The organism is Streptomyces sp. PKU-EA00015 (assembly GCF_013387495.1).
Lineage (GTDB): Bacteria > Actinomycetota > Actinomycetes > Streptomycetales > Streptomycetaceae > Streptomyces.
Genome location: NZ_JABZEE010000007.1, coordinates 1 through 25012, shown reverse-complemented (window position 1 = coordinate 25012; position 25012 = coordinate 1). Strand labels below are relative to the sequence as shown.

Below are 25012 nucleotides of genomic sequence, written 5' to 3'. Positions count from 1 at the left end.
TGCTCGTGAGCAGCTCACGGCCCCCTTGCGTGCGCGGGTCAGCGGATCGGGTGCGACGTCCTCCCGGACGCCTCGTCGATCTCCGTGTGCGCCTTCTGCAGCAGCTGGGACGCGAGGTCCATCAGGGCGCGGGCACCCGCGATCTCCTCGCCGACCAGCAGCTGCGGCTGGTCGGAGTGGTGACGATTCGCGCTTCCGTGCCCCCGGTATTCCGTCCCGTCACCGAGCCTCACCAGGGCGGCCGCCCTGGTCCGGTCGCCTTCCTCCTGGAACTCCATCTCGATGTGCCATCCGACGAGTGTCTTCATGGCGGATCACCTCCAGCGGTACGCGTACCCCTTCCAGGGTGCGCCGCACGTCCGCTGATCACCACAGCACTTACCAGTTGGTGCGTATCTGACTTTTTAGTCGGTACTTGTCCGGCCATCCGGGCCGGACAAGGATCGAGGCATGCCTTCGACATCTGAGAAAACGCAGGTCAGCCATGTCTCCGTGCTGGGCCTCGGCATGATGGGCTCCGCCCTCGCCGCCGCCCTCCTGCGCGCGGGCCACTCCGTCACCGTGTGGAACAGAACCAGCGCGAAGACGGGCCCGCTGGTCGCCCAGGGCGCGCTGCCCGCCTCCACCGTCGCCGACGCGGTGGCCGCCGCCCCGCTCGTGATCGTGTGCCTGACGACGAACGACGACGTCCGCGAGGCGCTGGCGCCGGCCGACCTCACCGGCACGGTGCTGGTCAACCTCACCAACGGGACGCCCGCCCAGGCCCGCGACCTCGCGGCGTACGCGCACAAGCAGGGCGCGCGCTACATCGACGGCGGCATCATGGCCGTCCCGCAGATGATCGCGACCCCGGCCGCGTACGTCCTCTACAGCGGCGACGAGCAGGCGTACGAGGCGCACGAGCCGGTGCTCGCCGCGTTCGGCGGCACGAAGTGGGTCGGTACGGATCCCGGTCGCGCCGCGCTGCACGACCTGGCGCTGCTGACCAGCATGTACGGGATGCTCATCGGTGTGACGCAGGCCCTCGCGCTGGTCCGCTCGGCGGGCGTCACCGCCTCGGAGTTCGCCGGGCCGCTGCATGCCTGGGTCTCCGCGATGCTCGAGGGCGTCGTGCCGGGCATCGCCGAGGCCGTCGACTCCGGCCGGCATCTCACGGACGTCTCCAGCCTCGCCGTCAACCAGGCCGCCTTCCCGAACCTCACGGCCACCTACCGCGAACAGGGCGTCAGCACGCAGCTGTTCGAGCCGTTCCAGAAGCTCCTCGACCGCTCGATCGCCGAGGGCCACTCCGCCGACGGCCTGTCCCGGCTCGTGGAGCTGCTCGACGACGAGGGCTGAACGCCCGGTTGCCGGCCTGCAGGGTGGTGCCTGTCGGCCTGCAGGGTGGCGCCTGTTCCGTAACGACCGAATGTGAATGTTACCCACGGTTCTCATTGGTCTATACCTTGACTCGATCATGACATCGCGCTTGAGTAAGCGGCACAGCCCCCCACCGCGGCTCGCCCGAAGGCCAACTACCGCTCCAGGGCGAGCCGTTGCGCTCAAAGGAGTGATCGAGTGCTGAGAACACGCCTCGCGGCTCTGCTCGCCGCGGTCCTCATGGCCACCGGCCTCGCCGGGATCCTGATGCCTTCCGCCTCCGCCGCCTCGCCCTGCGACACCGCCCCCAACTGGCAGCAGGGCGCCTGGTACACGACTGGCAACGTTGTCAGGTACAACGGCGCCTACTACATCGCCGAGCACGACAACCCGGGTTACGACCCGACGATCAGCACCTGGTACTGGGACCCGTACAACTGCGGCGGCGCGCCGTCGCCGTCCGGCTTCGTGGTGAGCGAGGCCCAGTTCAACCAGATGTTCCCGAACCGGAATTCCTTCTACACGTACAGCGGCCTCACCGCGGCCCTGAGCGCCTACCCCGGCTTCGCCAACACCGGCAGCGACACGGTGAAGAAGCAGGAGGCCGCCGCCTTCCTGGCCAACGTGAGCCACGAGACCGGCGGGCTCGTCCACATCGTCGAACAGAACACCGCCAACTACCCGCACTACTGCGACCGGAGCCAGCCCTACGGCTGTCCCGCCGGCCAGGCGGCGTACTACGGACGCGGCCCCATCCAGCTGAGCTGGAACTTCAACTACAAGGCCGCGGGGGACGCGCTCGGCATCGACCTGCTGAACAACCCGTGGCGCGTGGAGCGCGAGGCGGCCGTCGCCTGGAAGACGGGCCTTTGGTACTGGAACACCCAGACCGGCCCCGGCACCATGACCCCGCACAACGCGATGGTCAACCAGGCGGGCTTCGGCCAGACCATCCGCTCCATCAACGGCTCCCTGGAGTGCGACGGCAAGAACCCGGCGCAGGTCCAGAGCCGCGCCAACAACTACCAGCGGTTCACCCAGATCCTGGGTGTGTCACCGGGCGGCAACCTGTACTGCTGACCGTCCCGGTCACCTCATGAACGGGCCGCGGCCCCGGGAGCACACACACCCCGGGTCCGCGGCCGCTCCATGCGCACGCACCGGCACAGGCAACACGGAGGAGGGCGAGCCGCAGGGCCCGGTCCTCACCGGCACGGTGCTCGACGCGTCGTAAGGCGCCCGGTTCACGGCCGCGCGAACTCGCACCACACCACCTTGCCGGGCTCGCGCGGCCCCACGCCCCACCCGTCGGCCAGCGCGTCCACCAGCAGCAGGCCGCGCCCCGACTCCCCGTCCGGGGCGCGCCTGCACGGCCGTCCGTCGCCGCTGTCGTGCACCTCGACCCGCAGCACGGCGCCGCGTTCGTACAGCCACATCCGCAGCAGGTACCCGCGCCCCGGCGGTACGCCGTGCACCAGCGCGTTCGTCGCGAGCTCGCTCACGCAGAGGGTGACATCGTCGGCCCGCGCGCCCCAGTCCCACGCAGTGAGCGTCGCGCGCGCGAACTCCCGTGCGGCCGCGACAGATCGACGATCGCGTCGGCAGAACAGCTCGCGAAGGTCCTCGTGTTGCATCGTCTTGTCCACGGGACGAGCGTCGCGTCGTGTGACGGCCCGGCTGCACCCCGCCGACCCGTACGTTTCATTTGTACGGGTCGGCGAGGCGTAACGTACGGAGGCGTCCGGGGAGTTGGTGAGGTATGCACCCCAGGAGACGCCACCGGAAGAACGCCTCGGCGATGCGCATGGTCGGCCGCCAGCTCGCCCGCTTCCGCGAGGCCGCGGGCCTCACCCAACGCGAACTCGCGACGGCGTTCAACCTCGCGGAGGAGACGGTCGCCTCGATCGAACAGGGCCGTCGTCCGCTGAAGCCGGACCTCGCGCAGAGACTCGACGACCGCCTCGACACGAAGGGCGCGCTGTCGGTGGCGGTCGAGCACATGCCGGAGGTGGACCTGATCCCGGCGTGGGCGGAGGAGTACATGGACCTGGAGCGGGAGGCGATCGCGCTGTCCTGGTACGACAACCAGGTCGTCCCGGGCCTGCTCCAGACCGAGCGCTACGCGCGTGGGGTCTTCCGCAGCCGGGTGCCCGTCTTCAACGCGGACGAGATCGAGGCACAGGTCGCCGCGCGCGTCGCACGCCAGGAGATCCTGGCGCGGACCCGGCCGCCGACGATCAGCTTCGTGATGTGGGAGGCCATCCTCATGGACCGCATCGGCGGCGACGACGTGCACGAGGAGCAGGTGCGTCACTTACGCGCGTGCGCCGAATTGCCGGGCGTATCGCTGCAAGTGATGCCGTTCGGCCGCACCTGCCATGCGGGGTTGGACGGCCCCTTCATCCTGGTCGAGACTCCCGATCACCAGCTCCTCGGATACGCCGAGGGGCAGCGCGGGAGCCAGCTGCTCACGGACCCCGACGAGGTCAGCATCCTGGCGCAGAAGTATGCGATGCTGCGGGCACAGGCCCTCAACCCGGAAGACAGCACGGGCCTGTTGGACCGGCTGCTGGGAGAGCAATGAGCACCGCATCGAAGTGGTTCAAGTCCAGCTACAGCGGCAGCGAGGGCGGCGCCTGCCTCGAAGTGGCGTACGACTGGCACAAGTCGAGCCACAGCGGCGACGAGGGCGGTCAGTGCGTCGAGGTCGCCGCGCATCCCACCACCGTCCACGTCCGCGACTCGAAGACCCCCGGCGGCCCGGTGCTGGCGCTCGCCCCGGCCGCCTGGACGGCCTTCGTCAGCGACCTGCGCTGAGGCCCTGCGCGCCCTGGACGTACAGGGCCCACGCGAGGCAGCCGAAGGCCGCCGTGTGCAGGACGGCCCGGACGGTGTTCCACCTGACCCACGTGTCCTCGAAGGCGGCCCGAGCGGCCTCGAGCTGAGCGGTGTCGCCCGCGAGCGACACCTTGTCGAGCGCCTCGTTGAGCGGCACGTTCTGCGTGCCGGTCACCAGGAACGCCACCACGTACAGGACGAGCGCGGCGACGATCCACCAGCGGGCCCCTCCGACGTGCCCGTCCCCCGGCCGGACCGCCGCGAGGACGAGCAGGGGCAGCGGCAGCAGGAAGGGCACCAGGAACCAGCCGTTGATGATGGCGCGGTTGATGTGCTGCATGACCTGGACGAACGCCTGGTCGCCGGAGCGGGCCAGACCCGGCATGACCGCATAGGCGAAGGCGGCGAACAGACCGGCCATCAGCCCGGTCGCCACGGTGGAGGCCACGAGGGCCGCGGTGCTCAGTGTTCTCATGCGTTCTCCTCCGCACTGTCGGCGGCGGGGGTGACCCATTCGACGAACTGGACGATCACCCCGTTCGGGTCGGTGATCTGGAAGAGCCGCTCGCCCCACGGCTCCTCGCGCAGCGGCATGGTGATCTCGACGCCCTCGCCGTGCAGCCGCTTCTCCTCGGCCTCCAGCCCCGTGAGGGTGAAGGCGAGGATCAGCCCGCCGACCCGCTGGTCTCGCTGCTCTGCGGGCAGGACCTCGATGCCGCGCCGCAGCAGAACGATGTCGACTGCGGCGTCGGCCCGGGTGAGGGAGGCGAAGCCGTCGGCGGCGGCCTGCTCCTGGTAGCCGAGGTGGGTGGTGAAGAAGGCCTGGGAAGCGGCCACGTCGTCGACGGTGAGCGAGACGGTGGAGGCGGTGATCTGCAAGGCGGTGTCCTTTTCCGGAGGTCGGGGAAGCCGGCGCGCCACGGTGGCGGTCGGGTCGGTCAGTAGGAGCTGCGGCGCGGGAGGTTGCGTGCGCGACGGTTGTGGTCCTGGAAGCGGACGGGGTGGAGCTGGACGGGCCGTCGGCCCTCCTGCCGCCGTCCGCCGGCGGGCGGGTTCTCGGCCTGGTCCGCGAGAAGCCGGGCGAGATCGATGCGCTGCATGCGATGTTCCCCTCGGTAGAAACTTACGTTGGACGTAAACTTAGACCGACCGAACCGGGGGTGTCAACATAAATTTGCTACGGATGTAAGATTCCCTCATGAGCAACGACACGAGCACAGCGGAGGGCACCCCGGCGCACGCCGCGCCGGCGGGTCTTCGGGAGTCGAAGAAGCGCGAGACACGGCAGCTGATCTCCGATCACGCGACCAGGCTGTTCATGGCCCAGGGCTTCGAGCGGACGACCATCGCGGAGATCGCCGACGCCGCGCGGGTCGCCAAGAAGACGGTGACCAACTACTTCCCGCGCAAGGAGGACATGGCGCTGGACCACCAGGAGGCTTTCGTCGCGAGCCTGGCGGACACCGTCACAGGCCGGTCCGCCGGTGAATCGGCCCTCGCGGCACTGCGCCGCGCGTTCGAGGCCGCTGTCGCTGCCCAGGACCCGGTCGCCGGATTCGCGGGCCCTGATTTCTCCCGCATGATCGACGACAGCCCGACCCTCTCGGCGTGCCTGCGGGGTCTGCACGACCGGCGCGAGGATGCTCTGGCCGAAGCCCTCGCCCGGACCACGGGGTCGAGTTCCGGCGACATCACTCCCCGTACGGCCGCGGCGCTGCTCGGCGCGGTGCACCGGGTCCTGTTCGGGCGCATCCAGGAGCTCACCCTCGCGGGCCGGTCCAACGACGACATCGCGCAGACCGTCGCGGCCGAGGCCGCCCGCGCCTTCGACCTGCTCGCACCGGCCCTCGCCGACTACGCGGTCGCCTGACCGGTCGGCGCCGGGACCACCGTGCACGAACGGCGGACGGCCCGGTGCTCACGCGCGCACCGGGCCGTCGGGGAAGTCTTGGGTCAGCGACCTGCGCCGATCCGCTGGGCGACCTCGGTCGCCCAGTAGGTCAGGATCATGCTCGCGCCCGCGCGCTTGATCCCGAGCAGCGTCTCCGCGATGGCCTTCTCCCGGTCGATCCAGCCCTTCTCGGCGGCGGCCTCGACCATCGCGTACTCGCCGCTGATCTGGTACGCCGCGACCGGCACGTCCGCCTCCTCCGCGACGCGCGCCAGGACGTCGAGGTAGGGCCCGGCCGGCTTGACCATGACCATGTCGGCGCCCTCTTCGAGGTCGAGCGCCAGCTCGCGCATCGACTCGCGGACGTTGGCCGGGTCCTGCTGGTAGGTCTTGCGGTCGCCGCGCAGCGACGAGCCGACGGCCTCGCGGAAGGGGCCGTAGAAGGCGGACGAGTACTTCGCGGTGTACGCGAGGATCGACACGTCCTCCTTGCCGATGGTGTCCAGCGCGTCGCGGACGACGCCGATCTGGCCGTCCATCATGCCGCTGGGGCCGACGACGTGGACGCCGGCGTCGGCCTGGACCTGGGCCATCTCGGCGTAACGTTCCAGCGTGGCGTCGTTGTCGACCCGTCCTTCGGCGTCGAGGACGCCGCAGTGGCCGTGGTCGGTGTACTCGTCCAGGCACAGGTCGGACATGATGACGAGCTCGTCCCCGACCTCGGCCCGCACGTCCCGGATCGCGACCTGGAGGATGCCGTCGGGGTCGGTGCCCGCCGTGCCGAGCGCGTCCTTCTTGGCGTCCTCCGGTACCCCGAAGAGCATGATCCCGGCGACGCCCGCCTCGCGCGCCTCGACGGCGGCCTTGCGGAGGGTGTCGCGGGTGTGCTGCACGACGCCGGGCATGGCCTGGATCGGCACCGGCTCGGAGATGCCCTCGCGGACGAAGGCCGGGAGGATCAGATCGGCCGGGTGCAGCCGGGTCTCGGCGACCATGCGCCGCATGGCAGGGCTGGTCCGGAGCCGCCGGGGGCGGGCACCGGGGAAGGATCCGTACGCAGTCATACGGGCCACGCTACGCCTGCCCGGGGCGGGCAATTACCGACACCTCGTCGGCGGTAGCGGCCTACGGACGCGTCGCCGTGACCACCCAGGCGGCGGAGTCGTAGCGGACACCCTCGGGGGTCGCGTGAGCCTCGAGATCGGCGCGCAGCGCGGCGTGTGCCCGGGCGCGGCCGGCCTCGTCGAGGTCCTCGACCATCCACGCGAGCATGCCGCAGACGAAGGCGAAGGCGTCGTCGGGGGTACGGCCGAAGATCATCGGGAGGTCGAAGTCGTCCAGGTGGGGCGTGCGGAAGCCGGCGGTGACGAGCCGTTCGCGGACGACGTGGGGGTCGGAGAGGGAGAACGGGCCGGGAGCGTCCGGGGGTGGGGCGCTCAGGTCGCGCCCGTCGGCGAGGGCGGTCACGAACGACCGGAACCACTCGTTGCGGGAGATGTCCTGCCAGACGAGCAGCACGAGCCGGCCGCCGGGCCGCAGGGCGCGGGCGATGTTGCGGAAGGCGGCCACGGGGTCGGCGAAGAACATGGCACCGGCGCGGCTGATCGCGACGTCGAAGGACGCCTCGTCGAAGGGGTAGGTCTGCGCGTCGGCCTGCTCGTGGCGGACGCTGTCGAGCCCTTGGCGCTCCGCCTCGCGGCGGGCGACCCTCAGCATCGGCCCGGACAGATCGACGCCGAGCACGGGCCCGCCCGCGGTGAGCCGTGCGGCGGCACGCGAGGTCAGCCCGGCCCCGCAGCCGATGTCCAGGACCCGCTCACCGCGCTGGAGGTGCGCCGCGTCCAGGAAGGGCTGCTGGTAGGCGTGGACCGCCCGGTCGAAGTCCGCGGCGTGCTCCGCCCAGTACGCCCCTTGGTCACCGTCCCAGGTCCGCGCCTGCTCGGCGTTGGAAGGATCGACATGCAGAGTCCTGGAGCCCATGACCGTCACCCACTCGTGTAGCACCACCGTGCTTCCGGTGTACGCCTCGGCGGCCCTCATGTCGAACACCCGGGAACCCGGCGTGGCCGGGCGGGAGCCTCTCCCGCCCGGCCACGCCGGTCACCTCATGTCACCGCGTACGTCACGTCGTCGTACGCCGCCGCCGTCCGCCGGGACGCCGTTCCGACGGGCGCGTCACGTGCTCGCCCGCCTCCACGGCCGCCGCCCGCCGCCGCGCGCCGAACTCCGCCAGCGCCTCGGCCAGCTTGTGCACCGACGGCTCGGGCGACAGGACGTCGACCCGCAGCCCGTGCTCCTCCGCGGTCTTCGCGGTCGCCGGGCCGATGCACGCGATCACGGTCACGTTGTGCGGCTTGCCCGCGATGCCGACGAGGTTCCGCACGGTCGACGACGACGTGAACAGCACCGCGTCGAAACCGCCGCCCTTGATCGCCTCGCGGGTCTCCGCCGGCGGCGGCGACGCACGCACGGTCCGGTAGGCGGTCACGTCGTCGACCTCCCACCCGAGTTCGATGAGGCCCGCGACCAGCGTCTCGGTCGCGATGTCGGCACGCGGCAGGAAGACGCGGTCGATCGGGTCGAAGACCGGGTCGTACGGCGGCCAGTCCTCCAGCAGCCCGGCCGCGGACTGCTCACCGCTCGGCACGAGGTCCGGCTTCACGCCGAAGTCCACCAGCGCGGCGGCCGTCTGCTCGCCGACCGCGGCGACCTTGATCCCGGCGAAGGCGCGGGCGTCGAGCCCGTACTCCTCGAACTTCTCCCGCACGGCCTTCACCGCGTTCACCGAGGTGAAGGCGATCCACTCGTAGCGTCCGGTCACGAGTCCCTTGACCGCGCGCTCCATCTGCTGCGGCGTGCGCGGCGGTTCGACCGCGATCGTCGGGACCTCGTGCGGCACCGCGCCGTAGGAACGAAGCTGGTCGGAGAGCGAGGCCGCCTGCTCCTTCGTACGCGGCACGAGCACCTTCCAGCCGAACAGCGGCTTGGACTCGAACCACGCGAGCTGGTCGCGCTGGGCGGCGGCGCTGCGCTCACCGACCACGGCTATGACCGGCTGGTGCCCCTCGGGGGACGGCAGCACCTTCGCCTGCTTCAGCGTCTGCGCGATGGTGCCGAGCGTCGCGGTCCAGGTGCGCTGGCGCGTCGTCGTACCGGCGACGGTGACGGTCAGCGGGGTGTCGGGCTTGCGGCCCGCGGCGACCAGTTCACCCGCGGCGGCGGCGACCGTCTCCAGCGTCGTGGAGACGACGACCGTGCCGTCGCTCGCGCCGACCTCGGTCCAGCACCGGTCGGACGCGGTGCGGGCGTCGACGAAACGGACGTCGGTGCCCTGCTCGTCGCGGAGCGGGACACCGGCGTACGCCGGTACGCCGACGGCCGTCGCCACACCGGGCACGACCTCGAAGGGGATGCCCGCGGACGCGCACGCGAGCATCTCCCGGCCGGCGTCGGTGTCCATGCCCGGGTCGCCGGTCACCGCACGGACGACCCGCTTGCCGCCCCTCGCGGCCTCCATGACAAGATTGGCCGCATCCCTGAGGACCGGGATCCCGGCGGAGGCTGACGCGTCGTCAACAACCGTCAGCTCAGGCGTGCTTACGCCTGCCCGCGCATGGCCGCGAACGACATCGAGGACAGCGGGCTCGGCGATCAGCACGTCCGCGTCGGCGAGCGCCTCGACGGCGCGCAGAGTCAGCAGACCGGGGTCGCCGGGACCGGCACCCAGGAAGGTGACGTGCCCGTGTGCCGCGAGGCCCGGAAGGTTCGAGGTGGTGGGGCTCAAAGTGCTCGCTCCCCCATAAGACCGGCCGCACCCTTGGCGAGCATCTCGGACGCGAGTTCGCGACCGAGCGCGATGGCGTCGCCGTGCGACGTGGGTACGGGACCGGTGGTGGACAGCTGCACCAGCGCGGAGCCGTCGGGTGTGCCGACGACCCCCCGCAGGCGCATTTCGGTGGCAACCTGGCCGTCGGCCAGCAGGTCGGCCAGCGCACCCACGGGTGCGGAGCAGCCGGCCTCCAGGGCGGCGAGCAGGGAACGCTCGGCGGTCACGGCGGCCCGCGTGTGCGGGTCGTCGAGTTGCCCGAGCGCGGCGGCGAGGGCAGTGTCGTGGCCGTCGGCCCCGGCCCTGCACTCGATCGCCAGGGCCCCCTGGCCGGGGGCGGGCAGGACGAAGTCGACCGACAGGAAGTCGGTGACCTCGTCGATCCTGCCGATGCGGTGGAGTCCGGCAGCGGCGAGCACGACGGCGTCGAGCTCCCCGCTGCGTACGTATCCGATCCGGGTGTCGACGTTTCCGCGGATCGGCACGGTCTCGATGCGCAGCCCGTGGGAGCGGGCGTACGCGTTCAGCTGCGCCATCCGGCGCGGCGAACCGGTGCCGATGCGTGCGCCGTCCGGCAGTTCGTGGAAGGTCAGGCCGTCGCGGGCGACGAGCGCGTCGCGCGGGTCCTCCCGCTTGGGGGTCGCGGCCAGTGTCAGACCCTCGTGCGGCGTGGTGGGCAGGTCCTTCAGCGAGTGGACGGCGAAGTCCACGTCGCCGCGGAGCAGCGCGTCGCGCAGGGCCGCGACGAACACGCCCGTGCCGCCGATCTGCGCCAGGTGCTCGCGGGAGACGTCCCCGTACGTCGTGATCTCGACGAGCTCGACGTCGCGGCCGGTCAGCCGGCGCACCTCCTCAGCCACATGCCCGGACTGGGCCATGGCGAGCTTGCTGCGCCTGGTCCCGAGCCTCAGTGCCCTCTCGGTCATACTCGCCCTCGGTTCTTGACGTCTGCGTCATTCAGGTCGGCCCGGCTGACGGAGGCGACCGTCTCCGGGTCGAGGTCGAAGAGGGTCCGCAGCGCGTCCGCGTACCCGGCGCCGCCGGGCTCGCTGGCGAGCTGCTTGACCCGCACGGTGGGCGCGTGCAGGAGCTTGTCCACCACGCGGCGCACGGTCTGGGTGATCTCGGCGCGCTGCTTCTCGTCGAGGCCGGTGAGCCGGCCGTCGAGACGGGCCATCTCGCTGGAGACCACATCGGCGGCCATGGTGCGCAGGGCGACCACGGTCGGGGTGATGTGGGCGGCGCGCTGGGCCGCGCCGAAGGCGGCGACCTCGTCGGAGACGATCGAGCGGACCTGGTCCACGTCGGCGGCCATGGGCGCGTCGGCGGACGCCTCGGCGAGCGACTCGATGTCCACGAGCCGTACGCCGGCGAGGCGGTGGACGGCGGCGTCGATGTCCCGGGGCATGGCCAGGTCGAGCAGCGCGAGCCGGACGGGGCCGTTGCCGTCGGCGTGCCGCACGGCGGCCGTGCGGGCGGAGGCGGCGCGGGTGCGGGAGGCGTTGTCGACCCAGGCGCCGTGCTGCGCGAGGGAGTCGTCGAGCCCGACGGGGCACTCGGAGCCTGGGGCAACGTCCGCGCCGTCGAAGACCGCGTCCTCGCCGACGACCCGGCCGGCGGCGGTCGGACCGGCCTGTGCCGTGCCGGCGCCCGCCTCGGGCGCGTCCAGAACCGTGCCGGGGGCGGCCGGGACCACCTCGGGGCCGTCCACGGGGAGTTCGGTCACGCGGCCGTCGCGGGCCGCCACCGCGGCCAGACGGGCGACCACGCTGCCCCCGGGGGCGCGCAGGTCCCTGCCCGGAACGGCCTCGGGCACCACGTGCTGCGCGAGTGCCGTCGCGACCGCTTCGGCGGTCAGGACCAGACCCGTCGCGCCGGTGCAGGAGACGGCCACGTCGGCACGTGTCAGTTCATCGGCGACGGACCGCATCGGCACCGCGTGGGCGCGCACGCCGCCCGACTCGGAGAGGACCGCGGCCAGCCGCTCCGCTCGCTCCGTCGTCCGGTTGGCGATGACCAGTTCGCGTACGCCCAGGCGCGCCAGCGTCGTCGCGGCGAGCGACGACATCGAGCCGGCGCCGATCACCAGGGCACGCTTGTCAGCGGCCCACGCCTCGACGGACTCGCCCGCGGCGAGCTGTTCGAGACCGAAGGTGACGAGCGACTGCCCGGCCCGGTCGATCCCGGTCTCGCTGTGGGCGCGCTTGCCGACGCGCAGCGCCTGCTGGAACAGGTCGTTGATCAGCCGTCCCGCGGTGTGCAGCTCCTGCCCGCGTGCGAGGGCGTCCTTGATCTGGCCGAGGATCTGGCCCTCGCCGACGACCATGGAGTCCAGGCCGCAGGCCACCGAGAAGAGGTGGTGGACGGCCCGGTCCTCGTAGTGCACATAGAGATAGGGAGTGAGCTCCTCGAGCCCGACCCCGCTGTGCTGGGCGAGCAGCGTGGACAGCTCGGCGACACCGGCGTGGAACTTGTCCACGTCCGCGTACAGCTCGATGCGGTTGCAGGTGGCGAGGACCGTCGCCTCCGTCGCGGGCTCCGCCGCGAGGGTGTCGTGCAGCAGCTTGACCTGCGCATCGGCGGACAGCGAGGCACGCTCCAGCACGCTCACGGGAGCGCTGCGGTGGCTCAGGCCGACGACAAGGAGACTCATACCGGCATCACGGCGGGCATGTCCCCGTCGGGTCCCTTCCGGCCCGTGGCCTCGGCCTCCTCGCCGGCCTTCCGCTGCTCGTGGAAGGCGAGGATCTGCAGCTCGATCGAGAGGTCGACCTTGCGCACGTCGACACCGTCCGGCACGGACAGCACGGTGGGGGCGAAGTTGAGGATGGAGCTGACGCCGGCCGCGATCAGGCGGTCGCACACCTGCTGGGCGGCGCCGGCGGGCGTCGAGATGACGCCGATCGACACCCCGTTGTCCCGGATGATCTTCTCGAGCTCGTCCGTGTGCTGGACGGGGATGCCGGCGACGGGCTTGCCGGCCATGGTCGGGTCGGCGTCGATCAGCGCGGCGACCCGGAAACCGCGGGACGCGAAGCCGCCGTAGTTGGCGAGGGCGGCGCCGAGGTTTCCGATACCGACGATGACGACCGGCCAGTCCTGCGTCAGACCGAGCTCGCGGGAGATCTGGTAGACGAGGTACTCGACGTCGTATCCGACACCCCGGGTCCCGTACGAGCCGAGGTACGAGAAGTCCTTGCGCAGCTTCGCGGAGTTGACGCCCGCGGCAGCGGCCAGCTCCTCGGAGGAGACCGTCGGCACGGACCGCTCCGAGAGCGCCGTCAGGGCGCGCAGGTAGAGCGGAAGCCGGGCGACGGTGGCCTCGGGGATTCCTCGGCTACGGGTCGCCGGTCGGTGATTTCGGCCAGTTGCCACGGTGCTCCTGCGGGATGAGCGAGGCTGCAGGCGGCCGAGTGTCCCAAGACCGCCCCGTCGAATGCAGGCTATGTCTTTGTGAACGCGTGCACAAAGATTGTGTCCGCTTTGTCCGTGCAAAGTGACCGGGGTCACGCAATCCGGTGGACGGATCCTGGAACCGCGGACCACCCCGGTCCGTTGAGGCGCCAAAGGGGGCAAAGTCGTACACACTCCTTACGATCTACGCCCCCGAGACCGCCTGACTCCGCCCACTCTGCCCTGTCACGGTCCGGCCCCGAAAGAGGCGTGCGCGGCGGAGAAATCCAAGCAAAACGACCATGATGGTACCCGCCTTCCGGGGCGTCAGCTCCCGAGCGCGCGGCGCAGCCGGTCGGGGTCCACACGCCAGAAGGTGTGCTGCTCCCCGTCCACCAGGACGACGGGGATCTGCTCCCAGTAGGCGCGGTGCAGTTCGGTGTCCTGGTTGATGTCCTTCTCCTCCCAGGAGGCGCCGGTCTCGGCGCAGACCTTCTCGACCACGGCCCGCGCGTCGTCGCACAGATGGCAGCCGGGCTTGCCGATGAGCGTCACCACGCGCTCCTCGGGCTTCTTCTTCGTACGCCGCAGCACAGGACTCATGAGCCCATTCTCGCCCCGCCGACCGCCGGCCCGTTTAACACCGCGGTCGCGGAGTGTTCACGTCGTCGCATCCCGGTGAGTCGGGAAGTCCCTGACAGACTGGCTATGCTCACGTCATGGCCGCTCTGGGATGGCTCACCCCGCGTAGGCGCTCCGCCACCGCTCGCAGCGTGCTGGCGGGCGAAGCCGCCGCCGAGGCAGCGCGCAAGTCCTCGCAGACCATCGAGGCACTCGAAGCACTCGAGGAAGGACCCCGTGCCCGGGAACCGGAGTTCCCGGTCGCCGGCGACGTCCGCGCCGCCGCGTTCTTCGACCTCGACAACACCGTGATGCAGGGCGCGGCGATCTTCCACTTCGGCCGCGGGCTGTACAAACGGAAGTTCTTCCAGCGCCGCGAACTGGCGCGGTTCGCCTGGCAGCAGACGTGGTTCCGGCTGGCCGGTGTCGAGGACCCGGACCACATGCAGGACGTCCGCGAGTCGGCCCTGTCCATCGTCAAGGGCCACCGGGTCTCGGAGCTGATGAGCATCGGCGAGGAGATCTACGACGAGTACATGGCGGACCGCATCTGGCCGGGGACCCGGGCGCTGGCCCAGGCACACCTGGACGCGGGCCAGAAGGTCTGGCTGGTGACGGCCGCGCCGGTCGAGACGGCGACGATCATCGCCCGCCGGCTGGGGCTGACCGGCGCGCTCGGGACGGTCGCCGAGTCGGTCGACGGCGTGTACACGGGCAAACTGGTCGGCGAACCGCTGCACGGCCCGGCGAAGGCGGAGGCGGTACGGGCGCTGGCGGCGGCGGAGGGCCTGGACCTGGCCCGCTGCGCGGCGTACAGCGACAGCCACAACGACATCCCGATGCTGTCGCTGGTCGGCCATCCGTACGCGATCAACCCGGACACGAAGCTGAGGAAGCACGCGCGCGAACGCGACTGGCGCCTGCGGGACTACCGGACGGGCCGCAAGGCGGCGAAGGTCGGCATCCCGGCGGCAGCGGGCGTGGGAGCCCTGGCGGGCGGCACGGCAGCAGCAGTGGCCCTCCACCGCCGCCGCCGCTGACACGACGCGGGGCCATGTCCAGCCCCGCCGGCGCTCGAGGCGCGGGGCCCGGGGCAGCGCCCCGCAGGACCGCCGCGCACACCGGACCGGCCCGACCGCGGTCGCCCGGCGACACCCATCGCCGGCAGATCAGGCACGGTCCCCGGCCGCCGGGCGTCTCCAGCCCCCGCCGGCGCTCGAGGCGCGGGGCTCGGGGGCAGCGCCCCGCGCAGGACCGCCGCACGCCCCAGGCCGACCTGCCCGCGCCACCGGCCACCTGCGCCCGCCGGGTCACATCCAGCCCCGCCGGCGCTCGAGACGCGAGGCCGGGGGCAGCGCCCCACAGGCAGCGCCCCCAGAGCCCCCACGCACGCCCCCGCGTGTCGGCGGGCATTCCGCCGTTCTTACCCCTCCACACCCCCGGCCAGTCCCGTTCCCCCGCCGCGACCACAAGTCACCCCGCGATCAGACAGATCACGAAGTAATTCGATCAACAACCGCTCACAATGTGCCACGTGATCAGTCGTCAACTCATAAGAGAAGCGACGGAAACGGCGATTTGAGCAACTCGGTGTAGCGCTGCCTGTACGAAGCGTTATTCTCCTCAGACGCATGACGGACCCCACCAGTCATCACGACGGGTGAACGGTCCCGCACTGCACGTGATGGAAGCTCTGCCTCTGGGAGTCCCGTGTACCCACACGTCGGGGTTGACGCCTCGGGCCTGGCTACGCTGCGCGCGGCGGTCCTCGACCACCTGCGCGGCTTTGTCCCCACCGCGTACGCCGTCCCCGCACTCGCCACGTCCGGCCTCGCCGTCAGCGGCCCGGCCGCCCCCTGCTATGCCCTGGCCGACGGCATCCCGAACGGCATGCAGAAGGGACCGGCCCGAAGCGCCGTCGATGACGGGCGGCGCCAGGACGACGGGCGGACGGCCGTCGGCAGACGGGGCGGACGCGGCAGCTCCGGCGCAGCCACCGCCCGCCGGCCCACCGCCGACAGCGACAGCGCGCGCATGATGGAGCTCGTCGAGCGCGCCCAGGCGGGTGAGGCCGAGGCCTTCGGGCGGCTCTACGACCAGTACAGCGACACCGTCTACCGCTACATCTACTACCGCGTCGGCGGCAAGGCGACCGCCGAGGACCTGACCAGCGAGACCTTCCTCAGGGCGCTGCGCAGGATCTCCACCTTCACCTGGCAGGGGCGCGACTTCGGCGCCTGGCTCGTGACGATCGCCCGCAACCTCGTCGCCGACCACTTCAAGTCGAGCCGCTTCCGCCTGGAAGTGACCACCGGCGAGATGCTCGACGCCAACGAGGTCGAGCGCAGCCCGGAGGACTCGGTCCTGGAGTCCCTGTCGAACGCCGCACTGCTCGAAGCCGTACGCAAGCTCAACCCCCAGCAGCAGGAGTGCGTCACCCTCCGCTTCCTGCAGGGCCTGTCCGTCGCCGAGACCGCCAGGGCCATGGGCAAGAACGAGGGCGCGATCAAGACCCTGCAGTACCGGGCCGTCCGCACCCTCGCCCGGCTGCTCCCCGACGACGCACGCTGAGCCCCGCGCGCACCCCCTGCGACCCTGCACCCAACTCACCCTCGGTGACGCCTCGATGACGCACTGGTCCGATCATCTTTCGCGCGTAACCCAAGTGCCGCGCCGCTCGTTGTGCGGAATGCGGACTCCCTGTGGACACGCCATGCCCGCAGACACTCACTCTTTCGTGTGGATGTGCTCAAGGCGTGCAACCCTCCAGACGCCCAGGGGAGTCGATCGTCATGACGAGAGGAGGTGCCGCCAGTGATCGCGAACGTATCGGCGCACCGGCGGGCGAGCGCCTTCGCCCAGGCCTTGGAAGACCAGGCGGCCGATCAGCAGGCGGAGTCGGTCGAATCGACCGAGCAGGAAAGGCTGTTGAGTCTGGCTCACGGTCTCGGCGAACTGCCGAAGCCGGAGCTGGACCCCGAGGTCAAGGTGGTGCAGCGGGCCCAGCTCGTGGCCGCCATGGAAGCGATGCTTCAACAAGGCACGGCGCAGGGAGGTGCATCCGCGGGCCCTACGGTGCCGGAGCAGCGGACCCATGGCCGCGGTGCCCACCGGGCCTCCCGGCTCCGGAAATTGCGACCGCGCTCCCGCTGGTCGAAGGGGCTCGCGGCCGGCGGCCTGACCGTCGGTGTGGCCGCGGGCGCCTTCAGCGGGGTGGCCGCTGCCAGTTCCGACGCCCTGCCCGGTGACTCGCTGTACGGGCTGAAGCGCGGCATGGAGGACCTCAAGCGCGGCATGGCGGACGACGCATCCGACCGCGGCGAGCTCTACCTCGACCAGGCGTCGACGCGCCTGAGCGAGGCCCGCCGCCTGATGGAGCGGGGCCGCTCCGGTCACCTGGACCACGAATCGCTCGGTGAGGTCCGCCGCACGCTCACCGGCATGCGGCACGACGTCAGCGAGGGCCACCGACTGCTCAGCGCCGCCTACGAGCGCGACGGCTCGCTCGGTCCGATCGCCACGCTCAACTCCTTCTCCCGCTCCCACCGGGACGCATGGGACGGACTGCGCGACCGGCTTCCCGCCCAGCTCACCGACGTCGGCGAAGAGGTCAGTTCGGCGTTCGACGCCATAGATCAACAGGTCGGCCCGCTGGAGTCGCTGCTGCCGCGCGCACCCGAGACCGACGACCGCGGCTCGCGGGACGTGGACGTTCCCGGGGACGACGGGCGCACCACGGGCGCGGGCAGCAGCACACCGTCCGCGCCCGACACGGGCGGCGGTCACACGGGCCAGGACAGCAGCCCCCGTCCGTCCGGCTCCAGCTCCGCCGCCGACGACGGGCTGCTCGGCGGAAACACCGGCGGCCTGTTCGACCCGCCGGCGCAGGACGCCGACCCCTCCGCGTCCGGCAGGCACTCGGAGTCGACTGCTCCGGACGTCACCATCCCGCCCCTGCTGCCGGGGATCCTCCCGGGCCTCGGCATCGACAGCGACGACGAATAGGACCGACGTCCAGGACACGCGTGTGAGGGGCGCCCCCGGCCGGGGGCGCCCCTCACACGTGCACGGGCTCGGAAGAGGACGGCTCAGAAGAAGACGGAGCGGCGCTGCACCAGCAGCTTGTACAGCGTGTGCTGGATCTGCTCGCGCACCTGGTCCGTCAGGTTGAACATCAGCATCGGGTCCTCGGCCGCCTCGGGCGGATACCCGTCCGTGGCGATCGGCTCGCCGAACTGGATCGTCCACTTCGTCGGCAGCGGCACCGCCCCCAGCGGCCCCAGCCACGGGAAGGTCGGGGTGATGGGGAAGTACGGGAAGCCCAGCAGCCGCGCCAGTGTCTTCGCGTTGCCGAGCATGGGGTAGATCTCCTCCGCGCCGACGATCGAGCACGGCACGATCGGCACGCCCGCCCGCAGCGCCGTCGACACGAAGCCGCCGCGCCCGAACCTCTGGAGCTTGTACCGCTCGCTGAACGGCTTCCCGATGCCCTTGAAGCCCTCCGGCATCACCCCGACGACCTCGCCGCCCTGGAGCAGCCGTTCCGCGTCCTCCGCGCACGCGAGCGTGTGCCCGGCCTTGCGCGCCAGCTCGTTCACCACCGGCAGCATGAACACCAGGTCGGCGGCGAGCAGCCGCAGGTGGCGTCCGGCCGGGTGGTTGTCGTGGACGGCGACCTGCAGCATCAGCCCGTCCAGCGGCAGCGTCCCCGAGTGGTTGGCCACCACCAGGGCGCCGCCGTCCGACGGGATGTTCTCGATGCCCTTCACCTCGACACGGAAGTACTTGTCGGCCAACGGCCGCAGCAGCGACATCAGGACGTTGTCGGTCAGCTCGGCGTCGTATCCGAACTCGTCGACCTCGTAGTCACCGGTCAGCCGTCGGCGCAGGAACGCCAGTCCGCCCGCGATCCGGCGGTCCCAGTTCCCCCCGCCCGCCGATGCCGGCTCCCCGGCGGCCGTGTCGCGGGCTGCCGCCACGACGCCCCGGTCCGGCAGCGGGCTCACGGCGGCGTCCCGCACGGCCGCCTCCGACATCGCCGTCTCCCGTGCCGCCGGGTCCGGCGCCTCGCGCACCACGGAGTCGCCCGCCGCGGCCGGGTCGGCCATGCGGCGCGCGGACCCGCCGGGGCGCCGCCGCGCCGGTCGCTGCGCACCACCGCGCGAACGGTCGTCGTCGAACGGAATGACCTTGGCGTCCGCCATCGTTGGCTGCGCTCCTTATCCGGGCCCCTCAGGGCTCATCCGGCGCTGTGCGTCGTCTCGCCGCGCGTCGTCTCACCGGTCGTCGTCTCCACGGCGGGTCCCGCGCCCCGGCCGACGGGCAGCGCCGCCGCGACCCGGTCCACGGCCCTGGCCACGGACTCGGGCGGCAGCAGCCCGGGAGCCCGGCTGCGTGCGAAGTCCGCGAACGTCTCGGCGGTGGTGAACCGCGGACGGAACCCCAGTGTCTCGCGCATCTGGACCGTGCTGACCACGCGGCCGTGGGTGAGCAGCCGGATCTGCTCCGGCGAGAAGTCCGTGATGCCGACCGTGCGCAGCGCGGAGCCGACCCAGGTGACGGCGGGCAGAGGCACCGGCATGGTCGGCCGCCCCAGTCGCCGGGAGCACTGGGACAGCGTCAGCACACCGTCGCCCGCGATGTTGAACGTGCCGCTGTTCAGCGTCCCGCGGCGCGGTTCGTGCAGCGCGATCCGCAGCACGTCGATGACGTCGTCCTCATGGACGAACTGCAGACGCGGGTCGTAGCCGAAGACGGTCGGCATGACCGGCAGGGAGAAGAACTCGGCGAGCGGCGAGTCGGCGCACGGGCCGAGGATGTTCGCGAACCGCAGGACGCACACGGCCACGTCCGGGCGTCGCCGGGCGAACCCGCGCACGTAGCCCTCGACCTCCACGGCGTCCTTCGCGAAGCCGCCGCTCGGCAGCGACTTGGGCGGGGTGGTCTCCGTGAAGACGGCGGGGTCGCGCGGGGCCGAGCCGTACACGCTCGTACTGGACTTGACCACCAGCCGCTTGACCGTCGGCGACTTCTGGCAGGCTCCCAGCAGTTGCATGGTGCCGATGACGTTGGTCTCCTTGACGGCCGTGCGTCCCCCGGCGCCCAGCGGCGTACCCGTCACGTCCATGTGCACGACCGTGTCGACGGCGTGCTCGGCCAGGACGCGGGCGATGGCCGACTGGCGGATGTCGGCACGCACGAATTCGGCCCCGCCCAGATGATGTCCGGGCCCCACCGCGTCCACACCGATCACGCGGTCCACCTCGGGATCGCGCTGGATGCGCCGCACGAGACGGCCACCGAGCTGCCGGGCCACACCGGTGACGAGCACGACCTTGCCCAAGATCAGCGCCTTCCCCTAGGTCCAGGTCCTGGCGTCACCGTAGCGCGTCGGTGTTGCACTGTGATGACCGCACGGCGCACTTTTGCCACGTGCTTCCTTCTCCCGCCCCCACTTCTCGTCCACACCGGCCCAACAACGCACCTCGGCCCCTCCACCAGGCTGGTGGAAGGGCCGAGAAAACACGTACAGCTGTCGCCTACTTCTTGTTGCGACGCTGAACGCGGGTGCGCTTGAGCAGCTTGCGGTGCTTCTTCTTCGCCATCCGCTTGCGCCGCTTCTTGATAACAGAGCCCACGACTACCCTCGCTCACTTCTCTTCACTCGGTGCGGGGCGTCTGGGCCCACACGACCTACGTCGGCCTAGCCTACCCGCCAGAGCGCCGAGCTTGTAATCCGAGGGCGACCGTCCCGGTCCCCGTTACGCGGATTCCACCCCCACGAAGGATTCGCGGAGATACTCGTGCACCGCTTGCTCCGGTACCCGGAAGGACCTCCCCACCCGGATCGCCGGCAGATGACCGCTGTGCACCAAGCGGTACACGGTCATCTTCGACACCCGCATCACCGAGGCAACCTCCGCCACGGTAAGGAACTTGACCTCGTTCAGAGGCCTCTCGCTGCCAGCAGCCATGACCCACCTGTACCTTCCGCACCCGACGCGCACCGGCTTCCCCTCCGGTGACTCTTCGTCGCTGTGCGCTCACTGCCCAGACTAGGGGCGGGTGGTGCGAGTGGGGAAGAGGAGCTGCAATCGGCCGCCTACTGTGACAGACACGCTCGATTGAGTACATAGCGCGTCAGAGGCCGGTAGTACTCCGGCCGAACGGCGTCATCAAGCGGAACCGCGACCGACACCCGCCCCTCCGCCTCGCCGACGAACAGCGCGGGATCGTCCGTGTCCGCGAGGCCCATGGCCTCGATCCCCAGCTGACCTGCCCCGCAGACCCAGCCGTGGTCTCCGACGACGAGCTCGGGCAGAGGGCCGCCCGCTTCCGCGGCGGCCTGGAGCGCCACCCTCACCGGCAGAGGGGAATGGCTGTGCGCGCCCGTCTCGCGCGCTCCCTTTTCGTACAGCGAGGCCACCCCCCGTACGTACACGAGTCGGTGCGTGCGTACGCCGAACCGGGTCGTTATGTCGACACATCGCCCCTGCGCGGGGGTGAGGACGGAACACCCCGCCGCCGACACCGCGTCTGCCAGGTCTGCGTAGAACCCCAGCAACCGGTGCGGATGCCCCGTGCCGAACAGCACGGGAGCCCGCCGCCGCGCCACGTCCCCCAACCGCCCGGCGAACGCGTCCAGTGCACACAGCGTCAGCTCCGGGTCGATGACGTCGCCTCCGCCCACACACGCCGGATCGGCGGACACCCCGCATCTCCTGGACATCAGCGCAATCAGGTCCCGCTCGCTCCACGACCACCGCGGATCGAGCCCCAGGGTCACCCGCGGGTCCCGCGCGGCGAACGCGCGATAACTGCGCAGGGCGGCCTCCCGCGAGGTCGCCACGTCCCCCGCCAACCCCGACGCCAGCAGATGCGCCCGCAGCTGTACCCGCGGCGTTCCGGTGCTCAACACCCTTCCGATGCTGACGCACCGGGCCCTGCGGCAGGCCCGAAACGCGTGTGCTCCGCACAGTTGGCGTAATCGCCCCTGCGGTGCCCGCCGCTACGCCAGCAGCCCGCGCAGCGGGAACACGGCCCGACGCGTCGCCAGGATCGACTGGTCGAGCCGGTCCGCCGGGTCGTAGCCGTCCTCCCAGGACCGCAGGCGCACCGGCCACCGCCCGTCCGTCATACGCGCGGGCCCCAACTGGCGCGTCCGCGCGTACACCTCGTCGCGCCACGTCGAGGGGATCACCGACTCCGGGGCCACCGGCTGGTGCGCGGCGATCCCCACGAGGTGCGTCCACGACCGGGGAACGACGTACACGACCTCGTAGCCCCCGCCGCCGAGCGCCACCCACTTCCCGTCCGCGTGCGCGTGCGCGAGCTCGTGACACGCCTCCTGCACCGCACGCTGAGCGTCGAGCGACACCGCAAGATGAGCGAGCGGGTCCTCGAAGTGCGTGTCCGCGCCGTGCTGCGACACCAGCACCTGCGGCCGGAAGCCGGCCAGCAGCTCGGGCACCACCGCGTGGAACGCGCGCAGCCACCCCTCGTCGCCCGTCCCGGCGGGCAGCGCCACGTTCACCGCCGAGCCCTCGGCGGCCCCGGTGCCGCCCGTCTCCTCCGGCCAGCCGGTCTGCGGGAACAGCGTGCGCGGATGCTCGTGCAGGGAGATCGTCAGCACGCGCGGGTCGTCCCAGAACGCCGCCTGGACCCCGTCGCCGTGGTGGACGTCCACGTCCACGTACGCGACGCGCTCCGCACCCAGCTCCAGCAGCCGGGCGACGGCCAGCGACGCGTCGTTGTAGATGCAGAACCCGGACGCGGCTCCCGGCATCGCGTGGTGCAGGCCGCCGGCGAAGTTGACGGCGTGCGCGGCTTCCCCCCGCCACACCGCCTCGGCGGCGCCCACCGACTGCCCGGCGATCAGCGCCGACGCCTCGTGCATCCCCGCGAAGGCGGGGTCGTCGACCGTGCCGAGTCCGTACGACTGGTCCGCGCTCGCCGGGTCCTCGGATGCCGCCCGTACCGCGGCCACGTAGTCCTCGCGGTGCACGAGCCGGAGCGTCGAGTCGCCCGCCGGCCTGGCGGCCACCACGTCCATGGCCCGGTCCAGCCCGTACGCGCGCACCAGCCCCATGGTCAGCGCGAGCCGGACCGGATCCATCGGATGGCTGCTTCCGAAGTCATACTTCGTTACCGCCTCGTCCCACATCAACAACCCGCGGCCGCTCATGCCCGCCACCGTATCGGGCGGGCTCCGCCCCGAACGACCGGGCATACGCCAACGTGACCAGCGCCATCACCATCGGCACCAGCATCGCGCCCCGGTAGCTCCACACGTCCCCGAGCGCCCCGACCAACGGCGACCCGACCAGGAAGCCGACGTAGTTGAACACGTTGAGCCGCGCCACCGCCGCATCGCTGTCCCCCGGCGCCAGCCGGCCCGCCGCCGCGAACGTCTGCGGCACGATCACGCACAGCCCGAACCCCAGCAGTGTGAACCCGAGCATCCCGGCCCACGCACCCGGCGCCCCCGCGACCACCGCGAACCCGGCCGCCGCCAGCACCGCCCCGCCCCGGACGACGGCCACGGCCCCGAAGCGCCGCACCGCGAGATCCCCGACGGCCCGGCCCATCAGCGTCGTCACCATGTACGCGTTGTACGGCACGGTCGCCAGCTCCTCGGAGCTTCCCAGGACGTCCTGCAGGTACTTCGCACTCCAGTTGGAGACGGTCGAGTCCCCGATGTACGCGAAGGTCATGACCAGACACAGCGGCGCCAGCACCTTGAAGGCCACCCCGCCCCCGGCAGCCTCCGCCCGGCGGGGCTCCGGAGCCTGCTCGCCGTCGACGTACCACCGGCTCGCGGCGAGCACCGCGGGCATCAGGACCGCGACCACCGGCAGATACGACACGACCAGCGCGAGATCGAAGTGCGCACCCGCCCACGCCAGCGACGCGCCCGCGATCCCGCCGAGGCTGTACGCCGCGTGGAAGCCGAGCATGACGCTCCGCCCGTACGCGCGCTGGAGACTGACGCCCAGCATGTTCATCGCGGCGTCGAGCGCACCGACGGCCAGCCCGAACACCCCGAGACCGACGCCCACTTGCCACATCCGGTCGCCCGCGGCGACGCCGAGGAGCGACAGCAGCACGAGCGGCTGCGACCACCGCAGCACCGCGCTCGCCGGGACCCGGCGGACCATGCGCCCGGTCAGGACGCTGCCCACCCCGGCGAGGATCGGCACGGCCGCGAGGAAGAGCGGCAGCAGCCCGTCGGATATCCCGTAGCGGTCCTGCACGGCGGGGATACGCGTCACGAGCAGAGCGAACGCGACACCCTGGGAGAAGAAGCTGAACGCCAAGGAGGCCCGCCCGTGGCCCAACCGCGCATCCGTCATGGCGGCACAGCGTACGGACGTGAACTACCGGTGGGTAGACACGTCACACGAGCAATGCGGGCAGCTCCGCCATTGCATCGAAGCAGCCCCTGGCCCCGGCGAGTCTGTCGGCGGGCGTCATGGCGGTGAACCCGTACACGTCCATACCGGCCGCCAGGGCCGCTTGCACCCCCAGGCGGCTGTCCTCGACGACGACGCACCGCTCGGGCGCCACCCCCATGCGCGCGGCGGCGTGAAGGAAGAGATCGGGCGCGGGCTTGCCCCGGCCCACGTCCTGGGCACTGAACAGGACGTCGTCGGTGAACCACCGGTCGAGCCCTGTGGTGCGGTGCCCGACACGGATCCGCTCATGACTTCCGGAGGACGCGACGCAGTACGGCACACCGTCGGCCGTGAGCTTCTCCAGAACGTCCGTGACGCCGTCGACGGCGGCCAGCTCCCGTTCGAAGGCGGCGAAGACACGCGCGTGCAGCGTCTCGTCGAAGTCCGCCGGCAGCGCCTGCCCGGTCCGCTCCCGGACGAGGTCGTGGACGCGGTGGACGGCGGCCCCCATGTAGTCGCGCAGGGAGTCCTCGTACGAAGTGGGGTGGCCGAGCTCGGTGAGATAGCCGGCGAGGATCGTGTTCGAGAGGGGCTCACTGTCGACGAGCACGCCGTCGTTGTCGAAGATGACGAGGTCGTAGCGCATGCCGCCGACCTTATGCGACCCCGGAACGCAGGAAAGCCCCGGAA

At 71.5% G+C, this 25012-nt stretch carries 28 protein-coding genes; 8 read left to right on the top strand and 20 right to left on the bottom strand.

Translation table 11 applies throughout. The features are described 5' to 3' along the window. Positions 1-38 precede the first annotated feature (38 nt). A complete protein-coding gene (locus HW130_RS06515) occupies positions 39-308 on the bottom strand; it encodes a DUF1876 domain-containing protein (RefSeq protein WP_177148466.1) in 270 nt (89 codons plus the stop codon). A gap of 142 nt (positions 309-450) precedes the next feature. Between HW130_RS06515 and HW130_RS06510 the strand changes: the two genes are divergently transcribed. Both HW130_RS06510 and HW130_RS06505 read left to right on the top strand, forming a co-directional pair. Beyond that, positions 451-1338: an NAD(P)-dependent oxidoreductase gene (locus tag HW130_RS06510; RefSeq protein ID WP_177148465.1), complete on the top strand. Its 888-nt coding sequence runs from the start codon at positions 451-453 to the stop codon at positions 1336-1338. A 261-nt stretch (positions 1339-1599) separates the two neighbouring features. Continuing rightward, positions 1600-2439 carry a glycoside hydrolase family 19 protein gene (locus HW130_RS06505; RefSeq protein WP_177148704.1) on the top strand — a complete coding sequence of 280 codons (840 nt, stop codon included), beginning with the start codon at positions 1600-1602 and terminating at the stop codon, positions 2437-2439. Between the two features lie 164 nt (positions 2440-2603). Here HW130_RS06505 and HW130_RS06500 read toward each other — a convergent pair whose 3' ends face one another. Then, positions 2604-2993, bottom strand: a complete 390-nt coding sequence (locus HW130_RS06500) for an ATP-binding protein (protein WP_177148703.1) — start codon at positions 2991-2993, stop codon at positions 2604-2606. A gap of 125 nt (positions 2994-3118) precedes the next feature. On the opposite strand from HW130_RS06500, the gene HW130_RS06495 reads away from it, so the two are divergent. Together HW130_RS06495 and HW130_RS06490 are read left to right on the top strand one after the other, a co-directional pair. Continuing rightward, positions 3119-3943 (top strand): helix-turn-helix transcriptional regulator, encoded by an 825-nt coding sequence (locus HW130_RS06495; RefSeq protein ID WP_218183202.1) that lies wholly within the window; start codon positions 3119-3121, stop codon positions 3941-3943. Next, positions 3940-4176, top strand: coding sequence for a DUF397 domain-containing protein (locus tag HW130_RS06490; protein ID WP_177148464.1), 237 nt, complete (start codon positions 3940-3942; stop codon positions 4174-4176). Before HW130_RS06495 ends, HW130_RS06490 begins: the two co-directional genes overlap by 4 nt. Here the strand turns inward: HW130_RS06490 and HW130_RS06485 are convergent. The 3 genes from HW130_RS06485 to HW130_RS06475 are packed head-to-tail and all read right to left on the bottom strand — an operon-like array spanning position 4160 to position 5297. Continuing rightward, entirely contained in the window at positions 4160-4672 is a 513-nt protein-coding gene (locus tag HW130_RS06485) for a DUF1772 domain-containing protein (RefSeq protein WP_177148463.1), read from the bottom strand. The genes HW130_RS06490 and HW130_RS06485 overlap by 17 nt on opposite strands. Next, positions 4669-5076, bottom strand: coding sequence for a VOC family protein (locus HW130_RS06480; protein ID WP_177148462.1), 408 nt, complete (start codon positions 5074-5076; stop codon positions 4669-4671). Before HW130_RS06480 ends, HW130_RS06485 begins: the two co-directional genes overlap by 4 nt. A 59-nt stretch (positions 5077-5135) precedes the next feature. Further along, the gene (locus HW130_RS06475; protein WP_177148461.1) at positions 5136-5297 is read right to left on the bottom strand and encodes a hypothetical protein; all 162 of its coding nucleotides are present in this window, start codon (positions 5295-5297) and stop codon (positions 5136-5138) included. 98 nt (positions 5298-5395) lie between these two features. On the opposite strand from HW130_RS06475, the gene HW130_RS06470 reads away from it, so the two are divergent. After that, positions 5396-6067 (top strand): TetR/AcrR family transcriptional regulator, encoded by a 672-nt coding sequence (locus tag HW130_RS06470; protein WP_177148460.1) that lies wholly within the window; start codon positions 5396-5398, stop codon positions 6065-6067. Between the two features lie 83 nt (positions 6068-6150). On the opposite strand, the gene hemB is transcribed toward HW130_RS06470, so the two are convergent. The 7 genes from hemB to HW130_RS06435 all read right to left on the bottom strand — a co-directional run bounded on the left by hemB (position 6151) and on the right by HW130_RS06435 (position 13910). Then, positions 6151-7152, bottom strand: coding sequence for a porphobilinogen synthase (gene hemB, locus HW130_RS06465; RefSeq protein WP_177148459.1), 1002 nt, complete (start codon positions 7150-7152; stop codon positions 6151-6153). 61 nt (positions 7153-7213) lie between these two features. Continuing rightward, the gene (locus HW130_RS06460) at positions 7214-8128 is read right to left on the bottom strand and encodes a class I SAM-dependent methyltransferase (RefSeq protein WP_256355929.1); all 915 of its coding nucleotides are present in this window, start codon (positions 8126-8128) and stop codon (positions 7214-7216) included. A gap of 82 nt (positions 8129-8210) precedes the next feature. Continuing rightward, positions 8211-9872 (bottom strand): uroporphyrinogen-III synthase, encoded by a 1662-nt coding sequence (locus tag HW130_RS06455; RefSeq protein ID WP_177148458.1) that lies wholly within the window; start codon positions 9870-9872, stop codon positions 8211-8213. After that, on the bottom strand, positions 9869-10840 hold the full coding sequence (hemC, locus tag HW130_RS06450; RefSeq protein WP_177148457.1) for a hydroxymethylbilane synthase: 972 nt from the start codon (positions 10838-10840) through the stop codon (positions 9869-9871). Before hemC ends, HW130_RS06455 begins: the two co-directional genes overlap by 4 nt. Next, on the bottom strand, positions 10837-12567 hold the full coding sequence (locus tag HW130_RS06445) for a glutamyl-tRNA reductase (protein ID WP_177148456.1): 1731 nt from the start codon (positions 12565-12567) through the stop codon (positions 10837-10839). Before HW130_RS06445 ends, hemC begins: the two co-directional genes overlap by 4 nt. After that, positions 12564-13289 (bottom strand): redox-sensing transcriptional repressor Rex, encoded by a 726-nt coding sequence (locus HW130_RS06440; protein ID WP_177148455.1) that lies wholly within the window; start codon positions 13287-13289, stop codon positions 12564-12566. Before HW130_RS06440 ends, HW130_RS06445 begins: the two co-directional genes overlap by 4 nt. A 345-nt stretch (positions 13290-13634) precedes the next feature. After that, entirely contained in the window at positions 13635-13910 is a 276-nt protein-coding gene (locus HW130_RS06435) for a glutaredoxin family protein (protein ID WP_177148454.1), read from the bottom strand. A gap of 116 nt (positions 13911-14026) precedes the next feature. On the opposite strand from HW130_RS06435, the gene HW130_RS06430 reads away from it, so the two are divergent. From HW130_RS06430 to HW130_RS06420, 3 genes are all read left to right on the top strand, one after another. After that, complete coding sequence (locus HW130_RS06430; RefSeq protein ID WP_177148453.1) at positions 14027-14968, top strand: HAD family phosphatase; 942 nt, start codon at positions 14027-14029, stop codon at positions 14966-14968. A 670-nt stretch (positions 14969-15638) separates the two neighbouring features. Then, positions 15639-16499 (top strand): ECF subfamily RNA polymerase sigma factor, BldN family, encoded by an 861-nt coding sequence (locus tag HW130_RS06425; RefSeq protein WP_177148452.1) that lies wholly within the window; start codon positions 15639-15641, stop codon positions 16497-16499. A gap of 243 nt (positions 16500-16742) precedes the next feature. After that, positions 16743-17933: a DUF5667 domain-containing protein gene (locus HW130_RS06420; protein WP_177148451.1), complete on the top strand. Its 1191-nt coding sequence runs from the start codon at positions 16743-16745 to the stop codon at positions 17931-17933. Between the two features lie 83 nt (positions 17934-18016). Here the strand turns inward: HW130_RS06420 and HW130_RS06415 are convergent, their stop codons facing one another. The 8 genes from HW130_RS06415 to HW130_RS06380 all read right to left on the bottom strand — a co-directional run bounded on the left by HW130_RS06415 (position 18017) and on the right by HW130_RS06380 (position 24968). Then, complete coding sequence (locus HW130_RS06415; RefSeq protein ID WP_177148450.1) at positions 18017-19132, bottom strand: 1-acyl-sn-glycerol-3-phosphate acyltransferase; 1116 nt, start codon at positions 19130-19132, stop codon at positions 18017-18019. A gap of 35 nt (positions 19133-19167) precedes the next feature. Then, complete coding sequence (locus tag HW130_RS06410; protein ID WP_177148449.1) at positions 19168-20271, bottom strand: NAD-dependent epimerase/dehydratase family protein; 1104 nt, start codon at positions 20269-20271, stop codon at positions 19168-19170. A gap of 196 nt (positions 20272-20467) precedes the next feature. Next, positions 20468-20566: a 30S ribosomal protein bS22 gene (locus tag HW130_RS06405; protein WP_003948845.1), complete on the bottom strand. Its 99-nt coding sequence runs from the start codon at positions 20564-20566 to the stop codon at positions 20468-20470. A gap of 123 nt (positions 20567-20689) precedes the next feature. Further along, entirely contained in the window at positions 20690-20902 is a 213-nt protein-coding gene (locus HW130_RS06400) for a helix-turn-helix domain-containing protein (protein WP_014046653.1), read from the bottom strand. Positions 20903-21030: 128 nt separating this feature from the next. Further along, positions 21031-21846: a phosphatase gene (locus HW130_RS06395; RefSeq protein ID WP_177148448.1), complete on the bottom strand. Its 816-nt coding sequence runs from the start codon at positions 21844-21846 to the stop codon at positions 21031-21033. Positions 21847-21936: 90 nt separating this feature from the next. After that, a complete protein-coding gene (locus HW130_RS06390) occupies positions 21937-23112 on the bottom strand; it encodes an acetoin utilization protein AcuC (RefSeq protein WP_177148447.1) in 1176 nt (391 codons plus the stop codon). Further along, positions 23063-24280 carry an MFS transporter gene (locus HW130_RS06385; RefSeq protein ID WP_177148446.1) on the bottom strand — a complete coding sequence of 406 codons (1218 nt, stop codon included), beginning with the start codon at positions 24278-24280 and terminating at the stop codon, positions 23063-23065. Before HW130_RS06385 ends, HW130_RS06390 begins: the two co-directional genes overlap by 50 nt. 43 nt (positions 24281-24323) lie before the next feature. Continuing rightward, positions 24324-24968 (bottom strand): HAD family phosphatase, encoded by a 645-nt coding sequence (locus HW130_RS06380; protein ID WP_177148445.1) that lies wholly within the window; start codon positions 24966-24968, stop codon positions 24324-24326. Positions 24969-25012: the final 44 nt, after the last annotated feature.

Coding starts and splice junctions, on each gene's coding strand:
- HW130_RS06400 (WP_014046653.1), bottom strand. CDS start 20,902: ATGGCTGCTGGCAGCGAGAGGCCTCTGAACGAGGTCAAGTTCCTTACC.
- HW130_RS06380 (WP_177148445.1), bottom strand. CDS start 24,968: ATGCGCTACGACCTCGTCATCTTCGACAACGACGGCGTGCTCGTCGAC.
- hemC (WP_177148457.1), bottom strand. CDS start 10,840: ATGACCGAGAGGGCACTGAGGCTCGGGACCAGGCGCAGCAAGCTCGCC.
- HW130_RS06435 (WP_177148454.1), bottom strand. CDS start 13,910: ATGAGTCCTGTGCTGCGGCGTACGAAGAAGAAGCCCGAGGAGCGCGTG.
- HW130_RS06460 (WP_256355929.1), bottom strand. CDS start 8,128: ATGAGGGCCGCCGAGGCGTACACCGGAAGCACGGTGGTGCTACACGAG.
- HW130_RS06505 (WP_177148704.1), top strand. CDS start 1,600: ATGGCCACCGGCCTCGCCGGGATCCTGATGCCTTCCGCCTCCGCCGCC.
- HW130_RS06515 (WP_177148466.1), bottom strand. CDS start 308: ATGAAGACACTCGTCGGATGGCACATCGAGATGGAGTTCCAGGAGGAA.
- HW130_RS06445 (WP_177148456.1), bottom strand. CDS start 12,567: ATGAGTCTCCTTGTCGTCGGCCTGAGCCACCGCAGCGCTCCCGTGAGC.
- HW130_RS06510 (WP_177148465.1), top strand. CDS start 451: ATGCCTTCGACATCTGAGAAAACGCAGGTCAGCCATGTCTCCGTGCTG.
- HW130_RS06470 (WP_177148460.1), top strand. CDS start 5,396: ATGAGCAACGACACGAGCACAGCGGAGGGCACCCCGGCGCACGCCGCG.
- HW130_RS06500 (WP_177148703.1), bottom strand. CDS start 2,993: ATGCAACACGAGGACCTTCGCGAGCTGTTCTGCCGACGCGATCGTCGA.
- HW130_RS06415 (WP_177148450.1), bottom strand. CDS start 19,132: ATGGCGGACGCCAAGGTCATTCCGTTCGACGACGACCGTTCGCGCGGT.
- HW130_RS06390 (WP_177148447.1), bottom strand. CDS start 23,112: ATGAGCGGCCGCGGGTTGTTGATGTGGGACGAGGCGGTAACGAAGTAT.
- HW130_RS06475 (WP_177148461.1), bottom strand. CDS start 5,297: ATGCAGCGCATCGATCTCGCCCGGCTTCTCGCGGACCAGGCCGAGAAC.
- HW130_RS06430 (WP_177148453.1), top strand. CDS start 14,027: ATGGCCGCTCTGGGATGGCTCACCCCGCGTAGGCGCTCCGCCACCGCT.
- HW130_RS06495 (WP_218183202.1), top strand. CDS start 3,119: ATGCACCCCAGGAGACGCCACCGGAAGAACGCCTCGGCGATGCGCATG.
- HW130_RS06385 (WP_177148446.1), bottom strand. CDS start 24,280: ATGACGGATGCGCGGTTGGGCCACGGGCGGGCCTCCTTGGCGTTCAGC.
- HW130_RS06490 (WP_177148464.1), top strand. CDS start 3,940: ATGAGCACCGCATCGAAGTGGTTCAAGTCCAGCTACAGCGGCAGCGAG.
- HW130_RS06485 (WP_177148463.1), bottom strand. CDS start 4,672: ATGAGAACACTGAGCACCGCGGCCCTCGTGGCCTCCACCGTGGCGACC.
- hemB (WP_177148459.1), bottom strand. CDS start 7,152: ATGACTGCGTACGGATCCTTCCCCGGTGCCCGCCCCCGGCGGCTCCGG.